Raw genomic sequence first — 12513 nt, 5'->3', positions numbered from 1 at the left:
GGGGCTAGGCCGCTTGCGCTGGACAATTTTCGAAGTCTACTTTATACTTTTTTATCTTTCAAGTAAGGACGATCAAAAATCGTCCTTTATTTGTTGATGAAATAATTTATGTTATTTTGAACTATATTTTCCATTTTCTAAAAAAACAGTATAATAGTTAATGTATGTAAAGAGATTTGCTTAAATTGCGGAGTAAAATTTAAAATTATAAATGAAACCTTTTAATGCAAAACTCGTAAATAGACTATCAACTAAAATGGAGGAATGAAAAATGGCAGTAAGTTTATCAAAAGGTCAAAAGGTCGATTTAACCAAAACAAATCCCGGATTAACAAAAGTAGTTGTAGGACTCGGCTGGGATACAAATAAATATGACGGTGGTCATGACTTTGACCTGGATGCTTCTGTATTCTTGCTTGGGGAGAACGGCAAAGTAACAACGGAAACGGATTTTGTTTTTTATAATAACCCTCAAGGCGGAAATGGATCAGTTGTACATACAGGAGATAATCGTACCGGTGCAGGTGATGGTGACGATGAACAAATCAAGATTAATTTATCGGCAGTGCCGGCCAATATTCACCGGATTGCCTTTACGATTACCATTCATGAAGCGCAAGCTCGCAACCAAAACTTTGGGCAAGTATCCAATTCATACGTCAGGATTTTTAATGAAGAATCCAATGAGGAACTTATTCGTTATGATTTAGGTGAAGATTTCTCAATTGAAACAGCAATCGTTGTCGGAGAATTATACCGCCACGGCGGAGAATGGAAATTTAGTGCCATTGGCAGCGGCTATCAAGGCGGCTTGGCAGCACTGGCAACTGATTTCGGTCTGCAAGTAGGTTAAAAAGAAAAATGAAAGAGACCCGGCTCTCTAGCTGGGTCTTTTTCAAAGTAATGACTGTATTGGAGGATTTATTTAATGTCAGTATTACAAGGAATTCTCGATACATATGCCCAATTTTTTGATTGGCATATGTGGGGAGAAGTTTTAACAAACCCGGTCAGCTGGGGGCTGATTGGCACATTAATTATTCTTGAAGGCTTGCTGTCCGCAGATAATGCGCTTGTTCTCGCGGTCATGGTCAAGCATTTGCCGAAAAACAGACGGAAAAAGGCGCTTTTTTATGGCTTAATCGGTTCCTATGTATTTCGTTTTATCGCAATTGGACTCGGCGTATTCCTCATCAAGCTTTGGTGGATCAAAGCGATTGGTGCAGCCTATCTAGCCTGGTTATCCATCAAATACTTTATTGACAAACGAAAAGGCGGCGAAGAGAAAGAAGAGGAAGCAGAAGGCATGAACCAAAATGGTGTCCTTACCCGAATATTTGGCGTTTTTTGGGGTACTGTTGTCATGGTTGAATTAATGGACATTGCTTTTTCAGTTGATAGTGTACTTGCAGCTTTCGGTGTCAGCAATGAGGTTTGGATTCTGCTCCTTGGCGGGATGCTTGGCGTATTAATGATGCGAGGGGTTGCCGGGGTATTTTTAACATTAATCGAGAAGATTCCCGAACTTGAAACAACTGCTTATATATTAATATTAATTATTTCTATTAAGATGTTCCTTGGCGTCTTCTTTCATTATGAACTGTCGGCGTTCTACTTCTTTATCATCTTGCTATTTACATTCGGAGCAACCTTTATTGTCCACTTCTTAAATAAGAAAAAAGAAAACACGCAAGAAAAACAATCATAATAAATGCAATTGAAAAAGGGAGCTGATATAAGTTGTCTCCCTTCTTTTTGCATTTATGAAAGTATGAAAGAAATTCTTCAGAAATTTTTAAATTGCAGTTGCCAAAGCTTTTTAATTCTTTCTAAACAGTCGGCTGAAAGCTGTCAGATAGATCCACGAAAAAAAACTGTATGAACAGGCAAATTGCAAGCAAGACAACGCCAGGGAATTAAATATCGGGGCTAGCAGGAAGGTGAAAATCAAGCTGAATATCAATAGATCCAAGTAAATAAAAACTTCTGCGGACATCACTTCCATCACTGTATTTAATTCATCTTGGATCAGTTCAATCTTTGGCCGTTTGATTAAAAATCTCATTCATGTCACCTGCTTCAATGTGTAAGTACTCAAATATATGCAGGTACAAGAAAAAAGGTGTAATGGAATATGGGTAGACGAATTTTTTCCTTGTCAGCTCTCTTAATATATGAAGCATTTATCGAACTGTGATATGATGGAAGCATATTACTCTCATTCGAAAAAATGCTTCTGTTTTAAAGGGGGATGATCCATGTACCCGCCATTAAATCAATTGAAGGTCAGACAAGTGCCTCTTACATATGAAAATTGGCTCGAATATTTAAAAAAACCACTGTCGGAACGTCCCTTATTTTCCATTCAACAAAATACAATCGAAATCGGGCAGGTATTGGGAGAATTCTTAGGTGTGCCGATTGATACGGATGAATACTATAATCAATTGTTTGATTATGTTCATTCAGAGGAATGGAAACTTCACTTGTTGAGTGAAGATTCTCTCGATAAATCCATTAGCAATCACTACTTTCAATCAATCCAAAAGATTATCAATATCAATCAGGAACAAAAGTTATCGATTAATCGGTTCACGGCATTTCTGGATGGGGAGCAGCTGATTATAAAATCGAAAATCCCGGTAATTCATCGGAAACTGCGGGAAACAATGATCGCCGTGCTCGAAAAGTTTGCAAAGTTTGAAGAGGACGGTTTAGGGAATATAGATCTGAGGCGTGTTCTTGTTGACCTTATAAAGTGGTCGATTAATCATCTGCAGCCTGTCTTGGAAAATGCTGACCCCGAAAAAGAAATGCCTAAGTTTATATGGTATGGGGATGTAAAGAAAAGCCATCAATATTTTTTATTTTATTTAATAAAACTTGGTTGCGATCTTGTTGTTTTTCATCCGGAAGGAAAGGATGTTTTAGCAGGTTTTATCGAGGAACCTGTTTTTATCCACCGTTTCCCGAAACAAATTCCGCCTGAACCTTTTCCGCGGGAGAAACGAAACCGAAAAACAACGGTCGCATACCGTGCTTCCAAGGAAATTGAAACAATTCTTAATCAAGAGGGCTCCGGGCTGTATAAGCCGTGGCAGCTAAGAGATTATACTCCTTCATCCCTTACATTGAAAACGACTTATGATGAATTGTTTATTATTGGAAAGGAAATCGCCATGGTGCGTCCGGAATTTACTGTCGCGAATGGAGAGGTCAAAATTCCATCGATTTTCGCCAAAGTTCAAGGAGTCAGCAAAAATCGAAAAGAATACTGGGATCGTCTTCATTCGCTCAGCGAAATGGAGCACAGTCTTTTGATTCGAAGCTTGCCATTTACATTCTATCGTACAAATGATTTTCGGTTTCATTATCGGGATGCCCTGGGAAATGACGGTCTATTAGATCCTGAAAAAATCATAAAATCCCATTATTGGCCATACTCGTTTTTATCATCGGGACTACAATCGGGAATTGCCAATGCGGTTATAAGAATTTGTGACAAGCCAATGCTAAAGCCATTGCCATCGGAGACGTTGGAAGAGCTCAAAATTTATCAGTTTACACAAGCAATGCTGATGCCGAAAAATATTATTCAACTATTGGAACGGTTTGATTATTCCCAGCACGTACCTAAATTAATTATTTTTAATAATGAAACAACAGGAACCCTTTCAAGGTCTGATGCTGCGCTAATGGTCTTACTTAATCAATTTGGCTTTGATATGATTATTTATAATCCGGCAGGCCATAATGACATCGAAAATTACCTTGAAGCTTCATTATTTGATGTTCATTGGCTGGATGATGTTGTGTTTAATATGGAATATAAAGAAACATCGATATTCAAAAAAGGATTGCTGCAAGGAATTTTTAAAAATTTGAGAGGAGAGTAGAGAATGAATCTTCCATTAAATCCATCAAATGAGCTGACACCTGCCGCCCAAGAAGACTTATTGACAGAAACAAAAGTTTCCGATATAAAGCTTGCCCTTCGCAAGGAGCCTGAAGTTCAGAATCTTGCCAAGTCGATTGATGTTCGGGACCAAATTCAAATTTTAGAGTTTGGCAAGGAACCAGCTGTCCAAATATCCCGCTTTTCTGACCAAATTCTTGGCAATATGCGCACTACAAAAGTGGAAGATTCCGGTGAGCTTTTAAAACAGTTGGGCCGGATCATGGATAAATTTGATCCAAAAGATTTCCAAAAATCAAATGACGGTTTTTTTAGCAAATTGTTCAAAAAAGGCGAAAAGATGGTCGAAAAGATATTTGGGAAATACCAGACGATGGGACAGGAAATTGATAAAGTCTATGTAGAAATCTCCAAGTACCGTCAGGAAATGGTTGATTCGACGAATATGTTGGAAAATATGTATGAACAAAACTATCAATATTATTTAACGCTTGAAAAATATATCGTTGCCGGCGAGTTGAAAGTGGAGGAATTGAAGAATCACCAGCTGCCGCAACTTGAGAGCCGGGCGCAAGCAGGTGATCAGCTGGCTTCCATGCAACTAGATTCATTACGAAATGCGATTGAACTATTGGAGCAGCGAATTTATGATTTGGAGATGGCCAAAATGGTGGCACTTCAAACTGCTCCGCAAATTCGCATGCTGCAGCGCGGCAACACCAAACTAATTGGCAAAATCAATTCAGCTTTTGTTACCACGATCCCAATTTTTAAAAATGGGCTGATCCAGGCAGTTGCCGCAAAAAGGCAGAAGCTTGTGGCAGATTCTATGAGCGAGCTTGACCGCCGGACAAATGAAATGCTGCTTAGAAATGCGCAAAATATTTCCCAGCAAAGTGCCGATATTGCAAGACTTGCAGGTTCGCCAAGCATCAAAATTGAAACGATCGAAGAATCATGGAACATTATTATCAAAGGATTACAGGAAACAAAAGCGATTGAGGATGAAAATAAACGTTTGCGCCAAGAGGGGACAAGGCGGCTTGAGGAGCTGCAAGAAAACTTTAAGAAACTGAAAACACAATACTAAACGTATTGGGAAATAAACGCTAAAAGGGGTGTTTTTAAATGGCAATTAATTTGCAAAAAGGCCAGCGTATCGATTTAACGAAGAGTAACCCAGGTTTATCAAAAATTTTAGTTGGGCTTGGCTGGGATCCGGTACAAAGCGGGGGTAGCTTTTTCAGTTCGATTTTCGGCGGCGGCAATGCTAATATCGACTGTGATGCCTCTGTCATTATGCTAGGAGAAAATGATCGGTTGAGGAATAATAAAGATGTCATTTATTTTGGCAACCTGAGAAGTGCTGATGGCAGTGTCCAGCACTCAGGTGATAACCTGACAGGTGACGGAGATGGTGATGATGAGCAAATTATGGTTGATTTAAGCCGGGTGCCTTCCTATATCCAAAAGCTTGTGTTTGTTGTAAATATTTATGATTGCGTGAAAAGAAGGCAACATTTTGGCATGATACGTAATGCTTTTATAAGAGTTGTCAATCCTAGTACTGATCAAGAATTGGTTCATTATAATTTATCTGACGATTACAGCGGCAAAACAAGCCTGATTGCCGGTGAAATTTACCGTCATGGAACTGAATGGAAGTTTGCTGCCATCGGCCATGGCACCAATGCGTCCAGCTTAAGTGAAATCGTTCGTTCTTATAGCTAAATAAGTTTTGACTAAATTTTTTGAAAATGAGGTGGAAACGAAATGAGCATCAATTTAGCTAAAGGTCAAAGAATCGATTTAACAAAAACAAATCCAGGATTAACGAAAGTCATCGTCGGACTTGGCTGGGATACAAACCGTTATCATGGTGGGTATGATTTTGATTTGGATGCATCTGCGTTTTTAGCGGATGCTAATAATCGTGTTATTCACGATGAGGATTTTATTTTCTATAATAATTTAGTTCACTCATCCGGAGCGGTTAAACATACAGGTGACAACCGTACCGGAGAAGGTGAAGGGGATGACGAACAAATTAAAATTGATTTCAGTAAAGTTCCGTCCCATGTAGAACGGATTGCCATCACTGTGACCATCCACGAAGCGGAGGCAAGAAATCAAAATTTTGGGCAAGTAAGCAATGCATTTGTCCGTGTAGTAGATGAAGAAACAAATAGGGAAATACTAAGATTTGACCTTGGCGAAGACTTTTCTGTCGAAACTGCAGTTGTTGTTTGCGAATTATACCGTCATAATGGGGATTGGAAATTCAACGCAATCGGCAGCGGTTTTGCCGGCGGACTGGCAGCATTGTGCAGAAATTTTGGTCTTGAGGTATAATGAAAAAGCTGCCGTTTAGCGGCAGCTTTTTCTAAAGTAGAGAAAATATAAATTTTGACCTCGAGAATTGTCTAGCTCCAGGCGCTAGGCGGGCGCCTTGCGCTTTTCTAACAAAGGAGGAGGTTTACATTGAAACAATACTTGGATTTATGCAAGTTTGTGCTTGAACACGGCACTATAAAGAAGGACCGCACAGGAACAGGTACAATCAGCACATTCGGTTACCAAATGAGATGTAATTTGGCGGATGGTTTCCCGCTTTTAACAACGAAGAAGCTCCATTTAAAATCAATTATCTATGAGCTCCTTTGGTTTTTAAAAGGGGATACCAATGTCCGCTATTTGCAGGAACATGGTGTCCGTATTTGGAATGAGTGGGCAGATGAGAATGGGGAATTGGGACCAGTCTACGGGCACCAATGGCGCTCATGGACAGGCGCAGATGGCAAAACGGTGGACCAAATCAGCGAACTAATTGAACAAATCAAAACCAATCCAAATTCACGGAGACTCTTGGTGAATGCCTGGAATGTGGCTGAAATTGATAAAATGGCGCTTCCTCCATGCCACTGTATGTTCCAATTTTACGTTGCGGACGGGAAGCTGTCATGCCAACTTTATCAAAGATCAGCAGATGTTTTTCTTGGGGTACCGTTTAATATTGCCTCGTATGCGCTTTTGACGATGATGATTGCCCAAGTATGCGACTTAGAGCCGGGTGAATTTATTCATACGTTCGGTGATGTCCATATCTACTTAAATCATGTGGAGCAAGTAAAGCTGCAACTGCAAAGAGAGCCGAGGCCGCTCCCGACAATAAAGATTAATCCTAATGTAAAAGATATCTTTTCTTTTCATTATGAAGATTTTACTCTGGAAAATTACAACCCGCATCCACATATCAAAGGAGTGGTCAGTGTTTGATTTCCTTCGTTGTTGCGATGGATGAAAATCGCGTGATTGGAAAAGAAAATCAGCTGCCATGGCATTTGCCGGCTGATTTAAAATTCTTTAAACAAGTTACAATGGGGCACCCAATTGTGATGGGACGAAAAACCCATGAGTCTATAGGCCGTGTGCTGCCGGGCAGGGAAAATATCGTGATTTCCAGAAATCCTGTTTATCATGCTCAAGGATGTACTATATTGAACTCTGTCGAAGAATTTTTAAAATTAAGCCGCGCCCGGGATGACGAGTTTTTCGTCATAGGAGGGGCGGAAATATTTAAGGCTGTATTCCCCTATGTAGACAGGCTTTATATTACATTGATTCATGAACGTTTTTCCGGTGATACATATTTCCCGGAGTTTACGATAAAAGATTGGGAACTTGTTTCAATTAAAAAGGGAACAAAAGATGAAAAAAACCCATATGATTTTGACTTTAGAATCTATAAACGAAAGCATTAGCTTAACTGCTAATGCTTCTTCTCGTTAACCTGATCCAAATATTTAGGTACTGGGTGCTATTGACTTCGTTTCTAGTTATTGTTAAATTCTCATTAGAGAATAAAATCCATGAATAATCGATGATTGATTGCAAATATTTTACTTACAATATACTATAATTTGAAATTAGGTTTACAACTATTGATAAGGAGGTATATCCATGTTTTCAAATATCGGAATACCTGGATTAATTTTGATTTTGGTGCTTGCCTTAATTATTTTCGGACCAAAGAAACTGCCTGAAGTAGGGAAAGCTTTTGGACAAACCTTAAGGGAATTTAAGAATTCAACACGCGGGCTAACAGAAGATGTAATGAAGGACAGCGACGAGGAGAAGAAGCTGACGAAATAGGTGCAAGAATCTTGTCTTGCACCTTTTCTTCTCAAGACAAAAGTTTGGCAGGGGTAGCAAATGGAAGATAAAGAATTAAATGTAGTGGAGCATTTGGAAGAATTGCGTAAAAGGTTGATCATTTGTATCTTGGTATTTGTCATCTTTTTTGTCATTGGATTCATTTATGTGGAGGATATCTACAAATGGTTTGTCGGGGATACGAAACTGCTTGTGCTCGGCCCTAGTGACATTATGTGGATTTATTTTATGCTGGCAACTGTTGTTGCAGCTGCCGGGACTATTCCAGTGCTTGCCTTGCAAATATGGCTTTTTGTAAGACCAGCATTAAAACCGATTGAGAGAAAAGTCACCTTAACATATGTTCCTGTTCTGTTTTTTTTATTTATTTTCGGGCTGGTATTTGGATATTTTGTGATTTTTCCAATGGTCTATCAATTTTTATTAAACCTGGGCCAAGGCATGTTTGTAACCAATTTTACCGCACAGCGTTATTTTAGCTTCCTGTTCACTATGACGATTCCATTTTGTGTGTTGTTTGAACTGCCGGTTGTTGTTATGTTCCTGACATCACTTGGCGTGATCAACCCGTTTGTACTGGCAAAAATCCGTAAATATGCTTATTTTGTTTTGATTATCATTGCAGTCGTTATGACACCGCCGGATTTTATGTCCGATTTTGTTGTTCTGCTTCCACTTTTACTTTTATATGAAATCAGTATTAATGTATCAAAGTTTGTCTATCGAAAGCGCATGCAACGGCAGCAGCAAGATGAATTAGTTGAAGCATAGAGACCTAAAGAAACCCTTTCTTTTAGGTCTTTTTTATATCATCTCTTTAGAAAAGAATTTAAAAATAATTTTCAGGACATAAGCATATTTAGACACTTTTCGAGGTACAAAGGGTGTATAATATAATCAAACGGGTAAAAAGGATTGATATTATTTGTTATTGAAAAGCCTGGAGTTCAAAAATGTTGTTGGACAGAAGGTTAAAGTCATGGATATTCCTGTATTAGAGGAAGGCAGTACTTTTAAATTTATGATCCAAGTCCGTTTGCAGACGTTTATTGCGTCCATTTATAAGGAGGTAAGCCCAAAACCTAGCTACTCCTTTCGGGATTACTTAAAGAAAGTCATGAGATGGCCTGATTATGAACAGTTGTTTAAAGCAGATGAACTGAAGAATAATGCATAACGTGATGAGGGGGCTGGTTAAACCGGCTTTCTTTTTTGTTTTATAATTAAGAATAGGATGGTTCATGAACCATCCTATTTGGCTTTCAGCAAATCAGCGCTGTCTTCAGGAACAGATAGTCCCAGACGTTTTAAATGTTTTCGTATTCCGCTTCTTTCCCAAGTTTGCATAATGGGGTTCTCTAAATGCTTTTTCGGATAGAAAATCCCAATGCTTGTAAGTTCCTTAAACGTTAATCCTTCCTTGACATATTTAGCAATCAGTTCGTCTCGTTTATCGATGATGGCTAGAAATGAATCCATTGCCTGCTTAAACTCCTGTTTGGTAAATATCCCTTTTTGATGACCTGTGATATAAGTATCCGCATCCAAAGTAAGCAGCCTCTTGCCTGATGCGATAAATTCTTCAATGTTTCCATCTGTTCCGTTATACCATGGACCAAATGATGTCATATCATAGTCCACCGTAAACACAACGCCAAGCTCAGGGAAGTATGGGCAGGCAAGACCGCTCGTGTGCCCCGGGGTATGTAGGAAAATGACTTTTACATCGCCGAATTGATATTCGGATTCATACTTATAAGATCCGGAAATTCCGTTAAGATTTTCGATCAATTCTTGTGGCATGGTTTGTTTCCATGCTTCGACACCTATAGGTCCCCATTCTTGAAAAACACCGTTGGCCATCGCAATTTTCTCAATGCTTCTTGACATTTCGTATTCAAGCGGATTCATCCATTTTGGTATATTACTGAACACATGGTTATTTCGTATATGATCTGGATGATAGTGAGTGTTAATGATTAATTCAATCCCAAACTCATGATCAATGTTTACTAATTGCTTTCGTTGGGCCCCGCTGTCAATCAGGACCTTTTCGGAACAATCAAGGTACAAACTTCGGGAATAGGGGACTTTGCTGTCATTTTTCCCTTCCAAAACGATAAGCGGTCCAATTCGATGCATCGTCATCACCTCTCAAATTTTATAAACTAAATCAATCAAGTGAATGAATACTCATTCATAATACCATATATTTCTCTATTACGAAATATTCATACACCCATTATAAACCAGGACACAATCAATAAAGAATTTTTCCTTTCTTACTATTCTAAATTTTGTTAGACTAAAATGGAAAGGATAAGAAAAAGGTTGTGAGAATGATATGAAACTACGGCTACCAATAATGCTGCTTGTCTTTGTTTCTTTATTATTAACAGCTTGCGGGCAAAAAGAAATCAAAAATTCTGTGGATGAGCCGATCAAAGATTTTTCTGCAATAACACAAGCTGGCAAGCCATTTGGTTTAAAGAATCTCAAAGGAAAGGTTTGGATTGCTGATTTCATTTTCACAAGTTGTGCAGATGTCTGCCCGCCCATGACTTCCAATATGTCCAAATTACAGAAAATGGTAAAAAATGAGGGGCTTAAAAATGTAGATTTCGTTTCTTTTAGTATCGACCCTATAGTAGATTCACAAAAAAATTTGACTCGTTTTGCGAATCAATTTAAGGCCGATTTTAGAAACTGGGAGTTTTTAACCGGATATTCCCAAGAGTTTATTGAAAATTATGCCATGAAGAATTTTAAAACGTTTGTAAAGAAACCTGAAGGACAAAGTCAGGTCATTCATCAAACCTTTATTTATTTGGTCGATCAAAACGGTCATATTCGAAAATCCTACAGTGGTTTTCAAGAGGTTCCGTATGACGAAATTATTCATGATATCAAAGCATTGCAATAGACCATTTTACGGGTCTATTTTTTTCAGGTAAAGTGTTTATACTAAAACTAAGAAACAAGGAGCCTTAATTGTATGAAAAACAAATGGAAAGTAGCCTTCTTCCTTCTTTTTGGCATTAATCTTATTGGGTTAATCATCATCTTATCGATGGTGCTTACTCCTCCGAAAAATAATATACTCAATCAAGACAAGGAACCGTTGAATGATTATGTTTCCTTTCATATAAAATCGAATAAAAAAGACGTAAATCAATTGATTAATCATTATTTACATGACGAAGCCTCAGGTTCTCCCATTGATTATCAAGTAATCTTGGGAGATGAAGTAGAGTTGTATGGAGCATTACCGATTTTTAGTGATCTATTTCATTTAAAAATAACGTTTGAGCCGGAAGCGCTGAAGAATGGTGATTTGATCTTAAAACAGAAAACCATGACCATTGGCCGTTTAAATCTTTCTGTTTCTTTTGTTCTCAATTTTATACATGATAACTATCAGCTGCCGCGCGGAGTGGAAATTCTTCCAAATAACCAGCTGATTTATATTCATATGCAGCAATTAAAGCTGAAAAGCAATATCAAAATTAAAGCCGATCAATTTAATTTAAAAACGGACGATATTGCCTTTACCCTATTAGTTCCTGTTAAATAGGTGCCGAATCCTTTCAGCAGGCACCTTAATCTTTTATACTGACAATTTGGAGTTCGGGGCTTTCATCTGCAAAACCGACAAACACAATGGTATAGCTTTCATTTGCTTTAAATTGCAGTTTCGGCATGGACAGGATGATATTTTTGCTCCCTGCTGCTCTGGCTTCAAGGTCTACGGTCATCGGGGTCAATCCAAGATAGTCAGTTGCTTGTTTGTACGTAATATTCGGAAAGATGACATCGCGGTTTTTTACTGCAATATCAAGATTGCCTGTATCTGGGGAAAGGTGGATAAAACGAACCTTTGATTCACCTGCTGGAACGTCAGGAAGATTTTCAAATATGAGCAGATTTATTCTTTTTACGTGATTGATCGTAGTTAATGTATAGGATTTTCCAGGCTCGATCGTTACCTTTTTATTCAATATGCTGTCTATCATGTTGCCCGCTGGATATATATCGACTTGGTATTTGCCAGGTGCTAACGGAAAATCTTTGCTGACATTTTTAAAGGGTAAGTTTTTGATGATTCGCTTCCCATTTAGATAGAGATCAATATTAGGTGAATCATAATAGGCATGAAGAACACGGATCACGGACTCTCTTTGCCGCAGGCCGCTTTCGGTCTGGCCTAAAGTTATTGCTTTATTCACGTATTTCAAATGTTTTAAATAATAATGTATGTGAAACGGAGGGCTGGAGTATTTATAAAATTGCGCTAATAGATCGTACATTGCTGCCTTTTTAAAGTAATCGGAAATGTTTCTTTCTTTCATCATACATTCACCTTCTCACATTCGATTACAATTTAATGTATTCATTTATTTTTGGGGAGGTGCCTAACTAGAATG

Annotated in this window: 16 protein-coding genes; 13 read left to right on the top strand and 3 right to left on the bottom strand. The window is 38.3% G+C overall.

Annotation, left to right across the window (positions count from 1 at the left end):
* Positions 1-271 precede the first annotated feature (271 nt).
* The gene (locus tag BFU02S_RS06805; protein ID WP_066368307.1) at positions 272-853 is read left to right on the top strand and encodes a TerD family protein; all 582 of its coding nucleotides are present in this window, start codon (positions 272-274) and stop codon (positions 851-853) included.
* Between the two features lie 75 nt (positions 854-928).
* Positions 929-1708: a TerC family protein gene (locus BFU02S_RS06800; protein WP_066368305.1), complete on the top strand. Its 780-nt coding sequence runs from the start codon at positions 929-931 to the stop codon at positions 1706-1708.
* Positions 1709-1819: 111 nt separating this feature from the next.
* Here BFU02S_RS06800 and BFU02S_RS06795 read toward each other — a convergent pair whose 3' ends face one another.
* Entirely contained in the window at positions 1820-2065 is a 246-nt protein-coding gene (locus BFU02S_RS06795) for a hypothetical protein (RefSeq protein WP_066368304.1), read from the bottom strand.
* Positions 2066-2258: 193 nt separating this feature from the next.
* Between BFU02S_RS06795 and BFU02S_RS06790 the strand changes: the two genes are divergently transcribed.
* From BFU02S_RS06790 to BFU02S_RS06750, 9 genes are all read left to right on the top strand, one after another.
* The gene (locus BFU02S_RS06790; RefSeq protein ID WP_066368303.1) at positions 2259-3896 is read left to right on the top strand and encodes a YceG family protein; all 1638 of its coding nucleotides are present in this window, start codon (positions 2259-2261) and stop codon (positions 3894-3896) included.
* A 3-nt stretch (positions 3897-3899) separates the two neighbouring features.
* A complete protein-coding gene (locus BFU02S_RS06785) occupies positions 3900-5006 on the top strand; it encodes a toxic anion resistance protein (RefSeq protein ID WP_066368300.1) in 1107 nt (368 codons plus the stop codon).
* A gap of 38 nt (positions 5007-5044) precedes the next feature.
* A complete protein-coding gene (locus BFU02S_RS06780) occupies positions 5045-5647 on the top strand; it encodes a TerD family protein (protein WP_066368298.1) in 603 nt (200 codons plus the stop codon).
* Positions 5648-5689: 42 nt separating this feature from the next.
* Positions 5690-6268: a TerD family protein gene (locus BFU02S_RS06775; protein ID WP_066368297.1), complete on the top strand. Its 579-nt coding sequence runs from the start codon at positions 5690-5692 to the stop codon at positions 6266-6268.
* A gap of 129 nt (positions 6269-6397) precedes the next feature.
* Entirely contained in the window at positions 6398-7192 is a 795-nt protein-coding gene (locus BFU02S_RS06770; protein ID WP_066368296.1) for a thymidylate synthase, read from the top strand.
* Positions 7189-7677, top strand: a complete 489-nt coding sequence (locus BFU02S_RS06765) for a dihydrofolate reductase (RefSeq protein ID WP_066368294.1) — start codon at positions 7189-7191, stop codon at positions 7675-7677. Before BFU02S_RS06770 ends, BFU02S_RS06765 begins: the two co-directional genes overlap by 4 nt.
* Positions 7678-7876: 199 nt before the next feature.
* Positions 7877-8068, top strand: a complete 192-nt coding sequence (locus BFU02S_RS06760; RefSeq protein ID WP_066368292.1) for a twin-arginine translocase TatA/TatE family subunit — start codon at positions 7877-7879, stop codon at positions 8066-8068.
* 60 nt (positions 8069-8128) lie between these two features.
* Positions 8129-8860 (top strand): twin-arginine translocase subunit TatC, encoded by a 732-nt coding sequence (tatC, locus tag BFU02S_RS06755; protein WP_066368289.1) that lies wholly within the window; start codon positions 8129-8131, stop codon positions 8858-8860.
* Positions 8861-9014: 154 nt separating this feature from the next.
* Positions 9015-9266, top strand: coding sequence for a DUF2535 family protein (locus BFU02S_RS06750; RefSeq protein ID WP_066368285.1), 252 nt, complete (start codon positions 9015-9017; stop codon positions 9264-9266).
* Between the two features lie 74 nt (positions 9267-9340).
* Here BFU02S_RS06750 and BFU02S_RS06745 read toward each other — a convergent pair whose 3' ends face one another.
* Positions 9341-10231: an MBL fold metallo-hydrolase gene (locus BFU02S_RS06745; protein WP_066368284.1), complete on the bottom strand. Its 891-nt coding sequence runs from the start codon at positions 10229-10231 to the stop codon at positions 9341-9343.
* Positions 10232-10433: 202 nt separating this feature from the next.
* Between BFU02S_RS06745 and BFU02S_RS06740 the strand changes: the two genes are divergently transcribed.
* Both BFU02S_RS06740 and BFU02S_RS06735 read left to right on the top strand, forming a co-directional pair.
* Entirely contained in the window at positions 10434-11012 is a 579-nt protein-coding gene (locus BFU02S_RS06740; protein WP_066368282.1) for an SCO family protein, read from the top strand.
* A 72-nt stretch (positions 11013-11084) separates the two neighbouring features.
* Positions 11085-11663, top strand: a complete 579-nt coding sequence (locus BFU02S_RS06735) for a YpmS family protein (protein ID WP_066368280.1) — start codon at positions 11085-11087, stop codon at positions 11661-11663.
* A gap of 25 nt (positions 11664-11688) precedes the next feature.
* Here the strand turns inward: BFU02S_RS06735 and BFU02S_RS06730 are convergent, their stop codons facing one another.
* Positions 11689-12441, bottom strand: a complete 753-nt coding sequence (locus tag BFU02S_RS06730; protein WP_066368279.1) for a DUF4397 domain-containing protein — start codon at positions 12439-12441, stop codon at positions 11689-11691.
* Positions 12442-12513 lie beyond the last annotated feature (72 nt).

Source organism: Neobacillus fumarioli NBRC 102428 (assembly GCF_001591485.1).
GTDB lineage: Bacteria > Bacillota > Bacilli > Bacillales > Cytobacillaceae > Neobacillus > Neobacillus fumarioli.
The sequence above is the reverse complement of the archived record's forward strand: the minus strand, read 5'-3'. Positions and strand labels throughout refer to the sequence as shown.

What these genes read in the sequence shown, in the direction of transcription:
- BFU02S_RS06745 (WP_066368284.1), bottom strand. Translation starts at nt 10,231, where the DNA reads ATGCATCGAATTGGACCGCTTATCGTTTTGGAAGGGAAAAATGACAGC.
- tatC (WP_066368289.1), top strand. Translation starts at nt 8,129, where the DNA reads ATGGAAGATAAAGAATTAAATGTAGTGGAGCATTTGGAAGAATTGCGT.
- BFU02S_RS06795 (WP_066368304.1), bottom strand. Translation starts at nt 2,065, where the DNA reads ATGAGATTTTTAATCAAACGGCCAAAGATTGAACTGATCCAAGATGAA.
- BFU02S_RS06780 (WP_066368298.1), top strand. Translation starts at nt 5,045, where the DNA reads ATGGCAATTAATTTGCAAAAAGGCCAGCGTATCGATTTAACGAAGAGT.
- BFU02S_RS06800 (WP_066368305.1), top strand. Translation starts at nt 929, where the DNA reads ATGTCAGTATTACAAGGAATTCTCGATACATATGCCCAATTTTTTGAT.
- BFU02S_RS06735 (WP_066368280.1), top strand. Translation starts at nt 11,085, where the DNA reads ATGAAAAACAAATGGAAAGTAGCCTTCTTCCTTCTTTTTGGCATTAAT.
- BFU02S_RS06790 (WP_066368303.1), top strand. Translation starts at nt 2,259, where the DNA reads ATGTACCCGCCATTAAATCAATTGAAGGTCAGACAAGTGCCTCTTACA.
- BFU02S_RS06730 (WP_066368279.1), bottom strand. Translation starts at nt 12,441, where the DNA reads ATGATGAAAGAAAGAAACATTTCCGATTACTTTAAAAAGGCAGCAATG.
- BFU02S_RS06805 (WP_066368307.1), top strand. Translation starts at nt 272, where the DNA reads ATGGCAGTAAGTTTATCAAAAGGTCAAAAGGTCGATTTAACCAAAACA.
- BFU02S_RS06775 (WP_066368297.1), top strand. Translation starts at nt 5,690, where the DNA reads ATGAGCATCAATTTAGCTAAAGGTCAAAGAATCGATTTAACAAAAACA.
- BFU02S_RS06740 (WP_066368282.1), top strand. Translation starts at nt 10,434, where the DNA reads ATGAAACTACGGCTACCAATAATGCTGCTTGTCTTTGTTTCTTTATTA.
- BFU02S_RS06785 (WP_066368300.1), top strand. Translation starts at nt 3,900, where the DNA reads ATGAATCTTCCATTAAATCCATCAAATGAGCTGACACCTGCCGCCCAA.
- BFU02S_RS06760 (WP_066368292.1), top strand. Translation starts at nt 7,877, where the DNA reads ATGTTTTCAAATATCGGAATACCTGGATTAATTTTGATTTTGGTGCTT.